The following is a 17,535-nucleotide window of genomic DNA, read 5'->3' on the forward strand; positions in this document are numbered from 1 at the left end:
CACTCAAACCAAAGGCTTGCATCCGATGCCGATCAAGATTCCCTCTGACCTGCCCGCATATGACGTTCTCACCAATGAGGGCGTCATGGTCATGTCCGAGGATCAGGCAATGCGTCAGGATATTCGCCCCCTTCGGATTGGGTTGCTGAATCTGATGCCCAAGAAGATTCAGACCGAAAACCAGTTCGCGCGACTCATCGGTGCAACCCCTCTGCAGATCGACCTGTCGCTGATCCGTATGACCGAACATCGGACCAAGAACACCGCAGCCGAGCATATGGCCGAGTTCTACCGCCCGTTTCAGGAGGTAAGGGACCGAAAATTTGACGGCCTGATCATCACCGGCGCCCCGATCGAACATCTTGAATTCGAGGATGTCACCTATTGGGAAGAGATCAGCGAAGTATTTGACTGGACCCAGACAAATGTCCATTCGACCTTTGGCGTGTGCTGGGGCGGAATGGCGATGATCAACCATTTCCATGGGGTGCGTAAGCATATGTTGGACGCCAAGGCTTTCGGATGTTTCCGGCACCGCAATCTGGCTCCCTCCTCACCGTTTCTGCGCGGGTTTTCCGATGATTGCGTAATCCCGGTCAGCCGGTGGACCGAGATGAAGCAGGCCGAAATCGACAGCGCTACGGGCCTGACCACCTTGCTGGGTAGTGATGAGGCAGGCCCCTGCTTAGTCGAAGATAAGGACCATCGTGCGATTTATATCTTTAACCACTTTGAATATGACAGTGATACGCTCAAGCAGGAATATGATCGCGATATCGACAACGGCACACCGATAAACGTGCCGATGAACTACTATCCAGACGACGACCCCTCGCGCCAGCCTCAGAACAGATGGCGCAGCCATGCGCACCTGCTCTATGGCAACTGGATTAACGAAATCTATCAGACAACACCGTTCGATATGGATCAAATTGGTTCTTAAAACCATCATAGCTCTTGCCCTGCTGATTGCTGGCCTAGCCACCGTAACAACTTGGCGCGTGTCACGGAACGAAGCTGTAGCCGAGGCCAGTTTCCCACCCGAGGGTCAGCTGATCGACGTCGATGGAGTCAGCGTTCATGCCGTAGTCATGGGGCACGGGCCCGATGTCGTGCTGATCCACGGGTCCAGTGGCAACACTCGGGACATGACTTTTGCCCTCGCACCAATTCTGGCAGAAGATTTCCGTGTCATTGTTTTTGACCGGCCCGGACTGGGGTATTCCGACAGCTTCAATCCGGACGGAGAAACCCTTGAAGAACAAGCCGAAATCCTACGCCGTGCAGCTGTCAAGCTGGGCGCGGACAAACCCATTGTTGCAGGGCAAAGCTATGGCGGGTCGGTGTCGCTGGCCTGGGCGGTTACACAGCCCGAACACATCTCGGCGCTGGTGTTGATTGCCCCCGCCGCGATCCCTTGGGAAACGCCGCTGGATGGTTTCAACCGAATGGCCGCGACCAAGCCCGGAAACGCGCTTGTGCTGCCGTTGATCAACGCCTTTGTCCCCGATTGGTATGTCGAGCAGGCCCTAGACGGTGTCTTTTCCCCCCAAACTGCACCCGAAGGCTATGCCGAACATTTCGGCCCCGGGCTGACCATGCGCCCGGCTTCGATGCATGCCAACGCAATGCAACGCGCCAATCTGTTGGACGAAGTTCGTGCGCTGCAGCCGCGCTATAAGAATATTTCGGTCCCGACCGAAGTTGTGCATGGCACCGCCGACACAACGGTCGGGTTGGAATGGCATGCGGAACCCCTGATCGACCAAATCCCCGGCGCTGAACTGATCGAATTGCCGGGAATTGGCCATATGCCACAGATCGTTGCCGCACCCGAAGTAGCGGCCGCAATCATCCGGGCTGCTCAGCGGGCGGGTTTGCGTTAATTCCGAGGCTAATCCATAGTAAGATATGGATTTTATCGCGAGGTGACTCATGACACGAACTGGCAAAGGCACCATCGAGGAATATTACAAAAAACGTGCACCAGAAGAAGTCCGGAACGAGATCAAAGAGGCCGATAAGGATGACATTCTGAACCCTACATACCCCTATGACGAACGCATGAAGCGTAAGGCGTATGAGAAACAAATGCAGTCCCTGCAGATCGAGCTTGTGAAAATGCAGCTTTGGGTGAAGGAAACCGGCCAGCGTGTCGCTGTTATCTTCGAAGGCCGTGATGCCGCTGGAAAAGGCGGGACAATCAAGCGGTTCCGTGAGAACCTGAACCCGCGTGGGGCCCGGAACGTTGCGCTCAGCAAGCCATCGGATCAAGAGCGCAGCCAATGGTATTTTCAGCGCTATATCCCACATCTGCCCGCAGCCGGAGAAATCGTGTTCTTTGACCGCAGCTGGTATAACCGCGGCGTGGTGGAAAATGTGTTTGGGTTCTGCAACACAGAACAGCGTGAACGCTTCTTCCGACAGGTTCTGCCGTTAGAGACCGGCCTGTGTGACGATGGTATCCGCTTGTTCAAGTTCTGGTTGAACGTCGGACGGGCCGAGCAGTTGAACCGGTTTCTTGCGCGCGAAACGGACCCATTGAAACACTGGAAACTAAGCCCAATCGATATCGCTGGTTTGGACAAATGGGATGAATACTCTGCTTCGATTTCCGAAACCCTTACACGCAGTCACAGCGAAGCCTGCCCCTGGACCATAGTTCGTTCCGACGACAAGAAACGGGCAAGGCTGGCAGCAATCCGAACCGTGCTTCATGCGCTGGACTATGATGAAAAGGACAAAAATGCGATTGGCGATATCGACACCAAGATATGTGGCGGGCCAGATATCTGGGATGCCTGATCTTTCTTGCCGGCCAATATCATCACAAAGATTGGACGAATACGTGCTACCGGTTTATGTCTTAGTTCCTCAAGAATTGTACAAAAAAGGCGTCTGAATCAGGGATGACAAAACGCGGGTATCACCACGGCAACCTGAAACAGGCTCTGATCGACGCAGCTCTGTCCCTGATCGAGGAAAAGGGTCCGACCGGGTTCACCCTGTCAGAGGCTGCAAAAGCGGCAGGCGTCACGCCTGCAGCTGTTTATCGCCACTATCACGGGCGCGAGGACCTGATCGCCGAGGCGGCGCGTCAGGGGTTCGAGATGTTCGCCGATCTAATTCAATTCGCTTATGACAAAGGCCAGCCTTCGGCGCTGGCTGCATTCGAAGCAACCGGGCGAGCCTATCTGGCCTTTGCTCGCAAGAATCCTGGCCACTATATCGCGATGTTCGAAAGTGGGATTTCCGTCAACCGCACCCCAGAACTTGCCCTGGCTGCAAACCGGGCCAGAGATGTTCTAGAAAAAGCTGCAGCCGATCTGTCGCAACATATTCCGCCGGAAAAACGTCCGCCGGCTTCAATGTTCAGCGCACATATCTGGGCGCTGAGTCACGGTGTAGTCGAATTGTTTGCCCGTAACACCGGCGCCACCGCACCCTTCCCGCCCGAAGATCTTTTGGAAACGGGGATCGGTATTTATCTGCGGGGACTAGGGCTGGTGCCTCCGGACGAATAAGGCCGTCAGAACACCGGTTTCCGTTGCGGAATGCTGAGACCGGATGTGACATTAATCAGATCCATCTCACCCATACCCTTGATGTCCACACGCCCGATATCAGAGACCTGAAACTCGTCAATCAGGGCGTATTTCATTTCTTCAGGCGCAACAATATTCATTGGGTTTGCAAAGACTTGTAACCGGGAAGCGATGTTCACGGCGGGCCCGAAAACATCATAGACATATTTCTGAATACCAACCACAGATCCTACCGCTGGCCCCATACCCAGCCCCACACGTGCCTGCCACTTGTGCGGATGGCTTTCATTTCTCCGCTCAAGATAGCGAAGGAACCTGACTGCACAATGGGCAGCAGCAGTCGCATGATCTGGCGTAGCATCCGGCATGCCTGACACCGCAAGATAAGCATCGCCAATAGTCTTGATCCGCTCACATCCGAACTGTTCGACGATCCGGTCAAAGGCCGTAAAGATGTCATTCAACTCGCTTAGGGTAACCGTCGGGTCCGTCTTGGCGGCAAAATCCGTGAACCCCACAAAGTCCAGCATCACAACTGACACCTGATCGTAAAGCTGCGGCGTGACCACACCGAATGTCTTGAATTCTTCATAAACAGCGCGCGGCATCAGGTTCAGCAACAGCCTTTCAACCCGCTCCTTCTCACGCTCCAACTCGCGCGTGTTGCGTTCGACCATAGTCGAGTAGCTGTCAATCATGCTTTCAAGTTCGCGGATTTTGGTGATGTTCTGAAACTCGATGACCAGAACCTGTTCCGAAAGACCGTTTGCCAGAGAAACTGCCGTTGCGAAAACCAGTGTCCTGCGTTTCGGCTTGATCTGCAATTCGACCGAGTATCTGAGCCCAGATTGCTTTACGTCTTCAAGTTCACGCGCATCAAGGTCAGGAAAAAAATCCAACAATGTCTGTCCATCAGCCGGAGGGCCAAACCATTCCTGAAAAGGGCCGTTGCAGAATACGAATGTAAGATCCGAAGCCCGAACCACTGCGACACCAACACCGATCGCGCGCAGCAGTTGTTCATTGATCGCAAGAATGCTCATGCCGCATCGCGCGTAACAATAATTGCACGTTTGGATTCGATCGCTCCCAAGGCAATCTTTACGTGCCGATCTTCCATTCCATGTAACGCCAGCGCTTCACCAAACAGATCTGCCATTTCGTCGAAATCTGCGTGCGAGATGTTCAGATTTCTGTGAACCGCTTCAATTCGATCATCACTAAAAGATGTCGGGCCACCGATCAGAGACGATACGAACTTGGTCTGGTGATCAATTAGCCTTGGCATGTCGATATCTTCGAAATGGTCACCGATCTGATCAGACTCCAGTGCCATTTCGTAAAAGGTCATAACGATCCGGCTGATCGTTTTGAAACCGCCATAATGCTCATAGATTGTCTGACCCACACCAACCCCAAACCGGAAAAACACCAACAACACTGGAAGATTATATCAATTTGACAGTTTTGTTAACGCTTATCGAGAATTACTATTTTTGCTTGGTTGGAAAGCCGTGATCAGCCTATGATATAAACTAAACCCTCAGGTCTTCGGCACAGGGGATAAATCCGACATACCCCCCGCTTTCAAGCAATCGGGCTTCGCCTCTCTGGCGCCAATACAACTTGCGTTTCGCGGCCTGCAATTCGCGACGAATGCGAAACCACAGGGGTCCCTTATCCAGACCGCTATTGGTCTTTCTGTTTTGTGAACGTTCACTGACTTTCACGGAATCTTCAGCCTGATCCTGCTGTTTCGACCAGATCATTTGAACGCCGACTGCTGGAAAACACTGATACATTTGCCAATCCGGGCGGGGGATAGATACGAAATCATCCAGGTGATCCGAGTATTTCTCGGACCACTTCAGCAATTTACGGCAGGCCGCCTGCGACAGGATATATGCGGCCGCGCTGGGTGCCATTTCCAGCATCGGGCGAGCCGGTACGCCGGATATCTGCTGTTCCGGGCCAAACCTCAGCGACCGAGGGGAATAGTCCAGCTTTAGGAAGTCGAACCCTGACCCTGCTTCGAGCAATCTGGCAATCACACCGCCAGCTTGGGTCGACATTTCAACATCGTCTTCAAAGATCGCAACAGCCTTCAGGTCTTGCTGAACGGCACGCTTCCAAACGGCGCGATGGCTTTCGAAACAAGCGACTTCACTTTGTTTCAGACCCCAGCGGCTGCCAGAACCGGGAACATAACCATTTCCAACCAGAGCGCCCTCTTGTTGTGCATCGGTCGCACTAAAGCGTTTGGCCCCAATCAATCCAGTATGCGCAAACTGCGCCTCCATAAAGTTACGCCGTTCGGGTACCCGATCCAGATTGATATAGTAGACGCCCGTTCCCGGTGGCAGTTCATGATGGCCCACGGCTGTTCCTTTTTAATGCCTGCACCAGATACACATCGCACAATCGGACAATCAAGCCCACAGCCCCCACCTATCGCAGCTTTGAATTCCTGTCTAAGCTGCCGTTGAACAGCAAGAAACGGGAAACTCGCCATGTCATCACATGGGTATAGCGGTGGGCGGCTTAATCTGCCTTTTGTCGGCATTTCGACCTTCGGCAAAGCGCCGTATGTCGAGGATTGGGACAATATCGACGCGGATGTCGCAGTCATAGGGGCGCCTTTCGACTTTGGCACTCAATGGAGGTCCGGCGCGCGCTTTGGGCCGCGTGCGGTGCGCGAGGCCTCGACCCTGTTCAGCTTTGGCCATGCCGGGGCCTATGACCATGAGGATGACGCTACCTATCTGGATGGATCGGTGCGGATGGTCGATATTGGGGATGCCGATATTATCCACACCAAGACAGATGAGAGCCACGCCAATATTCAATACGGCGTCGAACGTATTCTGTCCGCAGGCGCCCTGCCCGTCACCATCGGCGGCGATCATTCGGTGAATATCCCCTGCATCAACGCCTTTGCCACAGATTGCGCGCAGAACGGTCCGATCCATGTGGTCCAGATCGACGCGCATCTAGATTTCGTTGACGAACGTCATGGCGTCACTATTGGCCACGGCAATCCGATGCGGCGGGCGATTGAAAAGCCGTACGTCTCGGGCATGACCCAGCTGGGCATTCGCAACGTGTCGTCGACCGCTAAGGAAGGGTATGAGGATGCCCGCGCCCGCGGATCAGACATCCTGTCAGTGCGGCAGGTGCGCAAACTGGGCACCGAGGGCGTGGTTGAACGCATTCCCGAAGGCGCGCGGTATTACGTTACGATTGATATCGACGCGTTCTGCCCCTCGATCGCGCCAGGCACCGGGACGCCCAGCCATGGCGGGTTTTTGTATTACGATGTGCTGGAAATTCTTCAGGGGCTGGCGAAACGCGGTGACGTGGTCGGGATCGACCTTGTTGAAGTCGCCCCAAGTTACGACCCAACCGAAAGCACGCAGATTCTGGCGGCACAGGTGCTGCTGAACTTTATCGGGTTTATCTTTCACGAACGGGGCAAGAAGGGCTGAACGCCCTTCCCGCCCATACGATCAGGCGCTGATCGTGTTGTGTTCAGGCCCATAGGGGAAGCCGGTGATGTTTTCAGCTCCGGCCTCTTCGACCACTAGAATGTCATGCTCACGATAGCCACCGGCACCGGGCTGTCCTTCGGGAATCCACAGCATCGGCTCGATGGACACGACCATGCCCGGCTCCAGCACCGTGTCGATATCCTCGCGCAGTTCAAGACCCGCCTCACGACCGTAATAGTGGCTGAGGATGCCGAATGAGTGCCCATAGCCGAATGAGCGGTACTGCAGCAGGCCCTCATCAGCAAAGAATCGATTGATCTCAGCCGTGATCCCAGAGCAGGTCGCGCCCGGTTTGATCAGGCTCAGCCCCAACTCATGCGCGGCGACGTTTGCCTTCCAGATGCGCAGGCTATCGGCGTCGGGTTCGCCCAGAAACAAGGTGCGTTCCAGCGCAGTGTAATAGCCCGAGATCATCGGGAATGTGTTCAGCGACAGGATATCGCCCTTTTGCAGCGCCCGCTTGGTGACCGGGTTATGTGCGCCATCAGTGTTCAGGCCGGATTGGAACCAGACCCAGGTGTCGCGGTACTCGGCTTCTGGATAAGCACGAGCAATCTCGGCCTCCATCGCGTCACGGCCCGCCATGGCGATTTCGATCTCGGTTGCGCCTTCGCGGATCGCCGCGTGAATGGCTGCGCCGCCCACATCTGCAGTGTGTGCGCCGCCTTTGATAAGCGCGATCTCTTCGGCGGATTTCACCATGCGTGCGGCCATTGTGTCAGGTGCGATATCAACCAGTTCAGGCTGGCCCAGCATATCCAGTGCGGTGTCGCGCATTGCCAGGGTCATGTGATCGCCTTCGATCCCGACCCGACCGGCTGATCCAATCAGATCAGCCACCGCGCGCCAGTAATTGTTCCGCTTCCAGTCGGTATAGATCACGTTGTCTTCAACCGAGCGACGCCAAGGCTGGCCGGCGTCGATATTGGCCGACACGGTGGTGCATTTGTCCTGAGTGACAACGCAACCGTAGGGACGCCCGAACGAGCAATACAAGAAGCCCGAGTAATAGGCGATGTTTTGCATGGAAGTCAGCAGAACTGCTGGAATATCGCGGGCGGCCATCGTGGCGCGCAAACTGGCCAGACGGCGTGCATATTCCGCCTTACTAAAGGGCAAAGGCGCCTTGTCACCGTTGTGGCAGGTAAAGAATTCGGGGCGATTGTTTAGATCATTCATCTTGGTCTCTCCTCGATGCCGGACAGGCAAAGCCCGGCCACAAGTCCCGGCGTTCAGGACAAGCGGCCTCGGGAACCGAGAGCCATGCACCCGCCTAGATGTCACGACGCCATCGTGACCGGGGTGCATGGTGAAATCGCTAAATCACCTTGTGAGTCGCGTCAAGCGGGACTGAGCCCCCGCAGGCGTTCAGACCGCCGCCGCAGCAGCTCTACCGTGGTCAACAGCGCAATCGAGATCACCACAAGGATGGTCGCTACTGCCAGAATGGTCGGGCTGATCTGTTCGCGCAGGCCGGTGAACATCTGCCATGGCAGTGTCTTCTGGCTGGCAGAGCCAACGAACAGCACCACAACCACCTCATCGAACGAGGTGATAAAGGCGAAGAGGCCGCCCGAGATCACGCCCGGCAGGATCAGGGGCATCTGAATCTTGAAAAACGTCCGCACCGGGCCCGCGCCCATATTCGCCGCCGCCCGCGTCAGAGAGCGATCAAAGCCCACCAGCGTCGCAGTCACGGTGATGATGACGAAAGGGATGCCCAGAACGGCGTGGGCAAGGACAACTTTCACATAGCCCACGAAGTTCTTGTTCATGCCCAGCGTGCCTTCCATGAAGCGACCGATATCGCTGTAGAAGAAGAACATGCCGGTGGCCGAGATGATCAACGGCACGATCATCGGCGAGATCAGGACGCCCATGATGACGCGGCGGCCGGGTACGTGGCTCTGGCTGAGGCCGATGGCCGCCAACGTGCCCAGCGAGACCGAGATGATCGTCGCAATCGGCGCGATGATCAGCGAGTTCTTGAAGCTGCGCTGCCATTCATTGTTGGTGAAAAAATCGCGGTAATGCTTTAGCGAATACCCTTCGGGGTCCAGACTCAGCATCTCAGGGGTGAAGGTAAAGAAGTCCTGCGCGTTGAACGACAGCGGCAGAACCACAAGGATCGGGGTGATCAGGAACACGAAGATCGCACCGCAGATAACCCGAAACAGATAGTGATAGAACACCTGTTTTGGCGTCAGATAGCTGAGCAGTTTGCGGCGATACCGGCCTTCATAGAGCCAATAGATAAAGAAGATAAAAAACCAACCGCCCAACAGGCCCAGAATGCCACCCATCGGACCTGACAACAGGAAACCGATGACGCCGAAACCCAGGATATTGATCCAGCGCGCCAGTTTTTCGTTCTTCAGAACGTTGATGTAGACCCAGGCCAGCGCGGCGATCAGAGCTGCGCCACCCAGAATGCCCAAAAGGATCGAGCCGTTGCCCGCGCCGACAAAGACGCCGGCGAAGGCACCCGCCAAGGCGACACTGGGCAGAACCATGGAGAGCGGTTTGCGGGATATCGGTGTAAGTGCAGCCATGTCGATTATCCCAACTTCACGTTATCAATGCCCACGATCTTGTCGTAGACCCAGTAGAGCAGCATGACGACACCCAGCAGGATCGTACCCAAGGCCGCAGCCAGTCCCCAGTTCAGCGAGGACGAGATGTGATAGGCGATCCGGTTCGAGATGAAGACACCCTTTGTGCCGCCAACGATTTCAGGCGTGATGTAGTATCCGATCGACAGAATGAATACGAGGATCGAGCCCGCTCCGATACCCGGAATGGATTGTGGGAAGTAGATGCGCCAGAACGTCGTCCAGTTGGTCGCGCCCATTGATTTCGCCGCGCGCGTGTAAGTCACCGGGATCGTCTGCATCACTGAATACATCGGCAGGATCATGAACGGCAGCAGGATATGCGTCATCGCAATGATCGTGCCGATCTGGTTATTGATGATCACCAGTCGTGCATCATCGGCCACAAGTCCAAGCCAGACCAATGTTTCATTAATCACGCCCTGCTGTTGCAACATCACTTTCCACGCCGAGGTCCGCACCAGAAGTGAGGTCCAGAAAGGCAAGAGGACAAGGATCATCAGCAGGTTCGACACCCGCATCGGTAGGGTCGCCAGCAGGTAGCTAACCGGATAGGCCAGCAGGATACAGGACACTGTAATCACCAGTGACATGAACAATGTGCGGCCAAACAGCTTGATCAGAATCTGCTTGTCTTCAGGCTGCGACTGCGCGCCTTCGGGCGTGCGGCGCATATCGACCGCGTTCAGGAAATAACCATTGGTAACCGTTGGCGAATGGGTCTTGATCACGGCCCACGTCTTAGGATCGCCCCAGCCCTCGTGAATCTCGATGATCTGGTCCTTGAATGGTCCATCGGTTTCAGGGTCAAGCTTGCCCATTTTCCGGCCAGAGCGGCGGAACAAAGAAGACATGCCAGTCTCTTCGTAGTTCAGACGCGAGCCAAGGCGGGTGTGGGTTTTGCTATCAACGGCAACGACCATGTCGCGAACGAATGCATCGTATACTGCTTCGTCCGGAAGCTCACCGCTTTGGGCGTCCCAGCTTTGCAGGGCTTCCACAGTAAGCGGGAGGGTCTCTGAAACCATGCTGTTTTCAACCGAGCGGAACAGCATTGAAGCAATCGGCACGATAAAGGAAAACATGACAAATAGCAGAAGCGGAGCGACGAGCATCAATGCTCGTAACTTTTGCCGCCGCAGTGAACGTGCCAGCGATTGCTTGAGCGGCGTTCCGTCCGCTGCCAGCATCGGCCCCGCATTTTGGCTTGCGTCAGTCATCTGTGCCCCTTGACTCTGCTTGGGTCTGGGGGCGGCGCACCGCCCCCGACTGTTTCATGAAATCAAACGATTATTTCGCAAGCCAAGCCTGGAATTTCGCTTCGATGTCATCGCGGTAATCCGCCCAGAACTCGTAGTTATACAGGAACGTGTTCTTGGCGTTTTCCGGATCGGTCGGCATGTGCGGCGCCATATCGATGCCAAGCTCGGCATGCTGACCAACCAGCGGAGCCGACGAGGCACGGGCCGGACCGTACGAGATGTACTTGGCCTGATCCGCCAGACGCTGCGTGTCCGTTGCGAACATGATGTAGTCCAGCGCACGCTGCTGACGCTCTTCGCTCAGACCGGCGGGGATAATCCAGCCGTCCAGGTCAAAGATCTGCGCGTCCCACAGCATGGCAACGGGTTGCTTCTGCTCTTCGATCACGCTGAACAGACGGCCGTTATAGGTCGAGCCCATGATGATCTCGCCATCGGCCAGAAGCTGCGGCGTGTCGGCACCCGCGGACCACCAGACGACGTTGTCCTTGATGGTTCCCAGTTTCGCCAACGCCTGATCCTGACCTTCTGGAGTCGCCAGAACGTCATAAACGTCATCTTTGGCGACGCCGTCACAGATCAGCGCCCATTCCATGTTGTTGATGGCGCGCTTTTCCAGTGAACGCTTGCCCGGATAGGCCTCCAGATCAAATACGGCGCAGACATCAGTCGGAGGTGTGTCACCTACCAGGTCCGTACGATAGCCGAATGTAGTCGAATACACGATCTGCGGGATAAAGCATTCGCTGACCAGCAGGTCACCGAAATCATCGGCAGCCGAGGTGCCGTCGGGCGCCGGGGCCAGCATGGTGTCGGGGTCGATCTCCATCGCCAGACCTTCGTCACACAGACGAATTGCGTCCGCAGCAACAACATCCACTACGTCCCAGGTGATGTTGCCCGCTTCGTTCATTGCCCTCAGCTTGGCGACCGCTTCAGCCGAGCTGTCGTCATTCAGGATAGTGACACCGCTCTTTTCCGAATAGGGCTCGTGATAAGCCTTCAACTGCGACTTGGAATAGGCGCCGCCCCAAGACACGATAGTCATTTCTTCGGCCATGGCGCCGCCGGCCACAGCAACAATGGCGCTTGCCATCAAAGTGGTCTTAACTTTCATTGTTAACTCCCTGTTATACCCGTAAATTTCTGAACAGACCGGATCACGGGGCAACCCGGCCGCCATTTACCCCCCAGCGATCCACCAGGGGACGTTCTTCATCAGGCGTCAAGTGCCCGGCAATCATGGGCCAACCAGCCAATCTCGACTTCTTGGCCGGGCGACAACCGAACCGCATCGGGAGCGTTTCGGGTCTTGATGATAAAGTCTTCATTGCCCGCCACAGATAGGCGGAACCGGAAGACATCACCCATATAGATGAATTCTTTGACAGTCGCCTTTAGCGTATGCGCATCGGCATGCAGGCGATCTTTGTTGAACTCCACCCGTTCGGGGCGGATTGAAACTTTGGTCCGTTCACCAGCAGCGCTGACATTGACCGGTTTGGCGTCAATTTCTGATCCATCATCCAGTGCAACCACGCACGAGTCGCCGTCGATTGACTTAACAACGCCTTCCAAGGTGTTGTTTTCACCAATGAACTGGGCAACAAAGCTATTTTCGGGCTCTTCATAGAGCAGATCCGGCGGCGCAAGCTGCTGGATGCGTCCGTCGTCGAACACGGCCACGCGATCCGACATCGTCAGCGCCTCTGTCTGGTCGTGGGTCACGTAAACTGTCGTAATCCCCAGCTCATGCGCCAGACGGGTAATCTCGAACTGCATATGTTCGCGCAATTGCTTGTCCAGCGCGCCCAGCGGTTCGTCCATCAAAACTAGCTCAGGCTCGAACACCAAAGCACGGGCCAAGGCGATCCGCTGCTGCTGACCGCCGGACAGTTGCGCCGGACGACGGCTGCCAAAGGCGCCCATCTGGACCATATCCAGCGCACGCTTCACTTTTTCTTCCCGATCGCTTTTGCCGATGTTGCGCACTTCAAGCGGGAACGAAAGGTTTTCAGCCACAGTCATATGCGGGAACAATGCATAGTTTTGGAACACCATGCCAATCCCGCGCTTATGTGGTGGAATGTTGTTGATCGGGCGTCCGTCCAACATGATTTCGCCATGAGTAGCGGTTTCAAATCCGGCCAACATCATTAGGCAAGTTGTCTTGCCTGACCCCGAGGGGCCGAGCATAGTTAGAAACTCACCCTTTGGCATCGAGAGATTAAGGTCTTTTACGACGAGTATCTCGCCGTCATAAGATTTTTGAACACGCTGAAATTCGACGAACGCTGCGTCATTTGACATTACCAACTTGGCTCCCCTGTGCGGTCTTTGCTTGCCCGGTTCATCCGGATCTCAAAGACCAGTCCACCCTATTTAAGGACATGGGGTACCAACCACGCAACCATAAATGTGACAGCTAGGCGACAAAGAATCCTGAAATTCACTTCTGCTCAACTGATACTTCGATATCTCGCCCGCAACGCAAGGCCTTGAATCGCGTAATTAACCTGCTTCATTCGCCTCTATTCAACTTCCTAACCCACAACATTAATATAATATTTTGAATGGGTTATAATCACAACCTAAACCACCACATCTCACAGCCCAGACCTCGAGATCGATACTGAGTTGCTGAGAGATTTGCATGTCGAAATTCCTCGACCGATTGGAAAACGCTAAAATTATCTGGTGCAATCCAATCTAAAAACCGCGCTTTGGGGGGCAATTAATCTCATTTTGATAGGGCGGAGGTGCGGATTTGCGCACCTCCCGTTTTCAGGCGCAATCGGATTCTGCCTTTGGGGGCAGTTGCACCCTCTTAACTTGCGGCTTCCTGCGCTTATTCCGGGGCAAGATTCAGATGTTTCTTGACCTTCTTCAATCCGGCACTTCGGATAAAATGCACAGAACTTGGGCATCGCTCCCAATGTTCAGGGCCTCGCAGACATCTGCATTCATCGCTGCTGCGACGCCCGCCCCGCCCGAAGCAGTTGTCGCCAACCCAGCCTCTGCCATAGCCGGTAAATACCGCACCACGTCGTCATCCGAGAGCGTCAGAAAACAGTCTGCATCCCGCGCCAGACCATTCAGCGCGATCAGCGAGGGTTCTTTACAGTCCAGCCGTCCCATGATGCTGTCAGGCCCATCCGCAAAGACGCAGGTACCTGCTTCGATACTGGCTTGCAACGCAGGGGCCGCTTCGGGTTCCACGACAATGATCTTGGGTCCATCACCCCAGGCATGGCGCGCATAAGCTGCAACCGCCCCTGCCAGCCCACCTACCCCGGCCTGCAAAATGATATGCGTGGGCGCATTTGGGCATTGGCGCACCGCTTCTGCAGCCATCTGCAGATATCCCTCCATCAGGGTGTGCGGCAGCTCGTAATACCCGTCCCACGAACTGTCAGATAGCAATGTCCAACCGTTAGCCTGCGCCGCTTTGCCAGCAGCCTCCATACTGGCGGCATAATCCGTGCCTTGACGAACGACCCTGGCTTTTTGCGCACGAAGGCGTTCCGCGAAACTTTCAGGTACGGTTTCGGCGATATAGACCACTGCATCAGCCCCAAATATCCGTGCACCTGCTGCTACACTCATCCCGTGGTTACCCGCGCTAGCGGTGACATAGGTTTTCCCGCGTAAAGTAGACTTATCCGGTGTCTGCGCCAGATCAGCAGCGTGACGGGCGATGACATAGGCAGCCCCCAAAGCCTTGAATGACCCGAGGTTCATGCGCCCACGCTCATCTTTGACCCATAGATCGGCGACATTGGCCAAATCCTTGGCTTCAACCAGATTGGTTTCTGCTGCTGCAGGGCATACTGTTAACAAATCAGCTACGCGAGCCGCGTTTATCGAAGGAAATGGAGCATCAGGAATCAATTTTTCCTTGCCGCGGTGTGGGTTTGAACTGAGTTTCAACAGTATTTCCTTCCTGAGTTGTCCATTGACGTGATCGGATTCGTAAAGTTCTGTCAACACGTCTCTAATCACGACACGAGGATCCGATGAGCCAAGTGAATCCGGCATTCATGCGGGGGGAATTTGACCGTCGGCTGTCCAAAACACGAAAAGCCGTGACCGAGGTCGGGCTGGACGCGCTGTTCTTCGAAGATCCTTCGAACATGACGTGGCTAACCGGATACGAGGGGTGGTCGTTCTACGTCCATCAAGGCGTTTTGGTCTTTCATGACGCAGACCCGATCTAGTGGGGACGCAATCAGGATACGAATGGGGAACGACGTACAGTGTGGATGCCTGATTGTCAGATACGTCCACATTGAAAGCCGCGCGTGCTGCGGCTATCCAGTAGGTCTGAGCTATCTCCCGGACTGGGGTGAGCGCACGGTATCTCTGCGTCCCGAGGATGAGACAATCCTGGAACCTGGCAAGACGTTTCACTTTATGCCTGGCCTCTGGTTGAATGACTGGGGGTTAGAGATCACCGTGTCGATCCTGATCACCGATACCGGTCCTGCCGAATGTTTCTGTAACCGCCCAAGAAAGCTGTTTGTAAAGCCATGACCCTGCAAAGAACCCAAGATATCCTCGCCGATCTGATCGCGTTTGAAACGGTATCTGCAGACAGCAATCTTCAGATCATCAGCTATCTAAGGGACAGGTTGCAAGCCTTGGGTGCACGCTGCATCGAAACCCGGGATGATACTGGCACCAAGGCCAATGTATTTGCTTCCATAGGCGCAGACATTCCCGGCGGCATCCTGTTATCCGGCCACACGGACGTGGTTCCCGTCGCGGATCAGAACTGGACATCAGACCCGTTTTTGATGACCGAGAAAGATGGCAGACTTTACGGACGTGGCACCTGTGACATGAAGGGCTTCATCGCCGCCGCACTTGCACTTGCCGAAACGCTGGATGCCAGAAAACTGACCCACCCGCTGCACTTTGCCTTCACCTATGATGAAGAAACCGGATGTTTGGGCGCGCAGAACATGGTGAACGATCTTTCCGAACGAGGAATTGTGCCAGATATCGCAATAATCGGAGAGCCCACCGAAATGTGCCTGATCGAAGGGCATAAGGGGTGCTATGAATACACGACACGATTTGTCGGGCTCGAAGGACACAGCTCGGCCCCCGATGATGGGGTTAATGCGGCGGAATACGCGGCACGCTATGTAGGAAAACTTCTGGAACTGCGCCAGATATTGAAATCCCGCGCGCCAACAAACAGCCCCTTCGAGCCACCCTGGACCACTATAAACGTGGGGTTCTTCAATAGCGGCGTCGCCCATAACGTCATTGCCAGCAAAGCCGATGTCGGGTGGGAAATGCGCCCGGTTCAAGCCAGCGATGCGGATTTCGTTAAGCAAGCCCTGTCAGACTATGTGACCCACAGCCTGCTGCCCGAAATGCAGGCCGTCCATAGTGAAGCCAGCATCACGCAGGATATCACGGCCGAGGTTGCAGGCCTTGAGCCCATGGAAGAAAACGCCGCCCGCAAACTGGTTGCCGAGCTGACCGGGGCGAACGGAACAGGTGTTGTGTCATTCGCCACTGAAGCTGGCCTGTTTCAGCAGCTTGGCACCCACGCGATTGTCTGCGGTCCCGGCTCGATCACACAGGCCCATAAAGCAGATGAGTACGTCGAGATCGAACAGCTCGACCTATGCTGTCGGATGCTGGACCGGCTTGGGCAACGCCTGACCTCTTAACCTGCCCCATGGGTGCGATCATAAGCAGATCGCTTGGGCTGAATATGCGCGTTTCGGATGTCTTCACCGGGGTCATAGGCTTCCATAACCAATGGATAACAGGCGGCTGCGTCCGAGGAATGCTCGGACGAGCAATCGCCCCCGGGACAAGCTGAAAGGCCGACGATCAGGTCAATCTCGGCGTAGAATTCCAGATAATCACCCGGACGCACCGGGCTTGCCTTCATGAAGTATTGGCCTGTGTCCTGCGTAAATCCGGTGCACATGAAGACGTTCAACACGTCGTGGACGTGCATTTCGGCCTCATGCAGCGGCAGGCCACAATGGCTGGCCAATGCCCGTGTCAGGTTGGAATGGCAGCAATAATGGTAGTCATCGCCAAACAGCAGTCGCCCGGTATAGGGGTCACAGCGGGTCCCGATTACGTCATGCACGGATCCGCCGTATGAATCGAACCCATACCAATCCAGAGTATCCGTAACGATGGTCGCCATGGGCCGCATATTCGGAAAACTTGACCACATCCGATCCCCGGTCGACAGATGCGTGCCATGCAGCGCGCGGGTTTTGCCGGAATAGAACCGTTCGGTCAGGTCGTGCTTGTACCACATGTTCAGATCACCGACCTGCGCGCCATCGACCGACACCACCCGAATAAAGGCCCCCGCGGGCACTTCAATACAGGCCGCATCACGCGGGGCTGCTATGACTTCGGCGGTTTTCACCGCGCGCTGCCTCAGGTCAGTCAACGCAGCCAGATCAGGTTGCGGTATCGTTTCGGGCGGATAGCAAATGACCGGCGGGATCGCCCTCCGGTCATTTGCGTCTGCCGGAGGTTCAAAATTCGGATGTTTCAACTTCATGACCGCGCTCCGATATCT

The 17,535-nt window shown here is 55.4% G+C and carries 17 protein-coding genes and 1 pseudogene; 8 read left to right on the forward strand and 10 right to left on the reverse strand.

Features of this window, described 5'->3' with window-relative positions:
* Nucleotides 1-25 precede the first annotated feature (25 nt).
* From metA to AC2FH0_RS04260, 4 genes are all read left to right on the forward strand, one after another.
* Nucleotides 26-943 carry a homoserine O-acetyltransferase MetA gene (metA, locus tag AC2FH0_RS04245; protein ID WP_496690640.1) on the forward strand — a complete coding sequence of 306 codons (918 nt, stop codon included), beginning with the start codon at nt 26-28 and terminating at the stop codon, nt 941-943.
* A gap of 58 nt (nt 944-1,001) precedes the next feature.
* On the forward strand, nt 1,002-1,886 hold the full coding sequence (locus tag AC2FH0_RS04250) for an alpha/beta fold hydrolase (RefSeq protein ID WP_496788651.1): 885 nt from the start codon (nt 1,002-1,004) through the stop codon (nt 1,884-1,886).
* A gap of 49 nt (nt 1,887-1,935) precedes the next feature.
* Nucleotides 1,936-2,805 carry a polyphosphate kinase 2 gene (gene ppk2, locus AC2FH0_RS04255; protein ID WP_281994702.1) on the forward strand — a complete coding sequence of 290 codons (870 nt, stop codon included), beginning with the start codon at nt 1,936-1,938 and terminating at the stop codon, nt 2,803-2,805.
* 104 nt (nt 2,806-2,909) lie between these two features.
* Nucleotides 2,910-3,524, forward strand: coding sequence for a TetR/AcrR family transcriptional regulator (locus tag AC2FH0_RS04260; RefSeq protein ID WP_142634158.1), 615 nt, complete (start codon nt 2,910-2,912; stop codon nt 3,522-3,524).
* 5 nt (nt 3,525-3,529) lie between these two features.
* Here the strand turns inward: AC2FH0_RS04260 and AC2FH0_RS04265 are convergent, their stop codons facing one another.
* The 3 genes from AC2FH0_RS04265 to AC2FH0_RS04275 form a co-directional block, all read right to left on the reverse strand.
* Nucleotides 3,530-4,588 (reverse strand): adenylate/guanylate cyclase domain-containing protein, encoded by a 1,059-nt coding sequence (locus tag AC2FH0_RS04265; RefSeq protein ID WP_496690642.1) that lies wholly within the window; start codon nt 4,586-4,588, stop codon nt 3,530-3,532.
* Nucleotides 4,585-4,986, reverse strand: coding sequence for a group I truncated hemoglobin (locus AC2FH0_RS04270; RefSeq protein ID WP_345741800.1), 402 nt, complete (start codon nt 4,984-4,986; stop codon nt 4,585-4,587). The genes AC2FH0_RS04265 and AC2FH0_RS04270 overlap by 4 nt, the downstream gene beginning before the upstream one ends.
* 94 nt (nt 4,987-5,080) lie before the next feature.
* Nucleotides 5,081-5,923 (reverse strand): glycosyltransferase family 25 protein, encoded by an 843-nt coding sequence (locus AC2FH0_RS04275; protein ID WP_496788653.1) that lies wholly within the window; start codon nt 5,921-5,923, stop codon nt 5,081-5,083.
* 132 nt (nt 5,924-6,055) lie between these two features.
* Between AC2FH0_RS04275 and speB the strand changes: the two genes are divergently transcribed.
* On the forward strand, nt 6,056-7,030 hold the full coding sequence (gene speB, locus AC2FH0_RS04280) for an agmatinase (protein WP_496704741.1): 975 nt from the start codon (nt 6,056-6,058) through the stop codon (nt 7,028-7,030).
* A gap of 21 nt (nt 7,031-7,051) precedes the next feature.
* Here the strand turns inward: speB and AC2FH0_RS04285 are convergent, their stop codons facing one another.
* The 6 genes from AC2FH0_RS04285 to AC2FH0_RS04310 form a co-directional block, all read right to left on the reverse strand.
* On the reverse strand, nt 7,052-8,272 hold the full coding sequence (locus AC2FH0_RS04285) for an aminopeptidase P family protein (RefSeq protein WP_496788655.1): 1,221 nt from the start codon (nt 8,270-8,272) through the stop codon (nt 7,052-7,054).
* A gap of 161 nt (nt 8,273-8,433) precedes the next feature.
* On the reverse strand, nt 8,434-9,645 hold the full coding sequence (locus tag AC2FH0_RS04290) for an ABC transporter permease (protein WP_496704745.1): 1,212 nt from the start codon (nt 9,643-9,645) through the stop codon (nt 8,434-8,436).
* 5 nt (nt 9,646-9,650) lie between these two features.
* Nucleotides 9,651-10,925 carry an ABC transporter permease gene (locus AC2FH0_RS04295; RefSeq protein WP_142634170.1) on the reverse strand — a complete coding sequence of 425 codons (1,275 nt, stop codon included), beginning with the start codon at nt 10,923-10,925 and terminating at the stop codon, nt 9,651-9,653.
* A gap of 70 nt (nt 10,926-10,995) precedes the next feature.
* Nucleotides 10,996-12,084 carry an extracellular solute-binding protein gene (locus AC2FH0_RS04300; RefSeq protein ID WP_496788657.1) on the reverse strand — a complete coding sequence of 363 codons (1,089 nt, stop codon included), beginning with the start codon at nt 12,082-12,084 and terminating at the stop codon, nt 10,996-10,998.
* Nucleotides 12,085-12,185: 101 nt separating this feature from the next.
* Nucleotides 12,186-13,277, reverse strand: a complete 1,092-nt coding sequence (locus AC2FH0_RS04305; RefSeq protein ID WP_496709351.1) for an ABC transporter ATP-binding protein — start codon at nt 13,275-13,277, stop codon at nt 12,186-12,188.
* Between the two features lie 576 nt (nt 13,278-13,853).
* Nucleotides 13,854-14,897 carry a pyridoxal-phosphate dependent enzyme gene (locus AC2FH0_RS04310; protein WP_496690648.1) on the reverse strand — a complete coding sequence of 348 codons (1,044 nt, stop codon included), beginning with the start codon at nt 14,895-14,897 and terminating at the stop codon, nt 13,854-13,856.
* Nucleotides 14,898-14,983: 86 nt separating this feature from the next.
* Between AC2FH0_RS04310 and AC2FH0_RS04315 the strand changes: the two genes are divergently transcribed.
* The 3 genes and pseudogenes from AC2FH0_RS04315 (at nt 14,984) to argE (ending at nt 16,654) form a co-directional block, all read left to right on the forward strand.
* A complete protein-coding gene (locus tag AC2FH0_RS04315; protein ID WP_465160558.1) occupies nt 14,984-15,184 on the forward strand; it encodes an aminopeptidase P family N-terminal domain-containing protein in 201 nt (66 codons plus the stop codon).
* 70 nt (nt 15,185-15,254) lie between these two features.
* Nucleotides 15,255-15,500, forward strand: a pseudogene (locus tag AC2FH0_RS04320) (ectoine hydrolase DoeA); the annotation flags it as partial.
* Nucleotides 15,497-16,654 (forward strand): acetylornithine deacetylase, encoded by a 1,158-nt coding sequence (gene argE, locus AC2FH0_RS04325; protein ID WP_496788659.1) that lies wholly within the window; start codon nt 15,497-15,499, stop codon nt 16,652-16,654. The pseudogene AC2FH0_RS04320 and the gene argE, both read left to right, overlap by 4 nt.
* On the opposite strand, the gene AC2FH0_RS04330 is transcribed toward argE, so the two are convergent.
* Nucleotides 16,651-17,517, reverse strand: a complete 867-nt coding sequence (locus AC2FH0_RS04330; protein WP_496788660.1) for an urea carboxylase-associated family protein — start codon at nt 17,515-17,517, stop codon at nt 16,651-16,653. The genes argE and AC2FH0_RS04330 overlap by 4 nt on opposite strands.
* Nucleotides 17,518-17,535: the final 18 nt, after the last annotated feature.

Source organism: Ruegeria sp. CDSC051, from assembly GCF_059610665.1.

Coding starts and splice junctions, on each gene's coding strand:
- AC2FH0_RS04260 (WP_142634158.1), top strand. CDS start 2,910: ATGACAAAACGCGGGTATCACCACGGCAACCTGAAACAGGCTCTGATC.
- argE (WP_496788659.1), top strand. CDS start 15,497: ATGACCCTGCAAAGAACCCAAGATATCCTCGCCGATCTGATCGCGTTT.
- AC2FH0_RS04295 (WP_142634170.1), bottom strand. CDS start 10,925: ATGACTGACGCAAGCCAAAATGCGGGGCCGATGCTGGCAGCGGACGGA.
- AC2FH0_RS04305 (WP_496709351.1), bottom strand. CDS start 13,277: ATGTCAAATGACGCAGCGTTCGTCGAATTTCAGCGTGTTCAAAAATCT.
- AC2FH0_RS04300 (WP_496788657.1), bottom strand. CDS start 12,084: ATGAAAGTTAAGACCACTTTGATGGCAAGCGCCATTGTTGCTGTGGCC.
- AC2FH0_RS04330 (WP_496788660.1), bottom strand. CDS start 17,517: ATGAAGTTGAAACATCCGAATTTTGAACCTCCGGCAGACGCAAATGAC.
- speB (WP_496704741.1), top strand. CDS start 6,056: ATGTCATCACATGGGTATAGCGGTGGGCGGCTTAATCTGCCTTTTGTC.
- ppk2 (WP_281994702.1), top strand. CDS start 1,936: ATGACACGAACTGGCAAAGGCACCATCGAGGAATATTACAAAAAACGT.
- AC2FH0_RS04290 (WP_496704745.1), bottom strand. CDS start 9,645: ATGGCTGCACTTACACCGATATCCCGCAAACCGCTCTCCATGGTTCTG.
- AC2FH0_RS04265 (WP_496690642.1), bottom strand. CDS start 4,588: ATGAGCATTCTTGCGATCAATGAACAACTGCTGCGCGCGATCGGTGTT.
- AC2FH0_RS04315 (WP_465160558.1), top strand. CDS start 14,984: ATGAGCCAAGTGAATCCGGCATTCATGCGGGGGGAATTTGACCGTCGG.
- AC2FH0_RS04285 (WP_496788655.1), bottom strand. CDS start 8,272: ATGAATGATCTAAACAATCGCCCCGAATTCTTTACCTGCCACAACGGT.
- metA (WP_496690640.1), top strand. CDS start 26: ATGCCGATCAAGATTCCCTCTGACCTGCCCGCATATGACGTTCTCACC.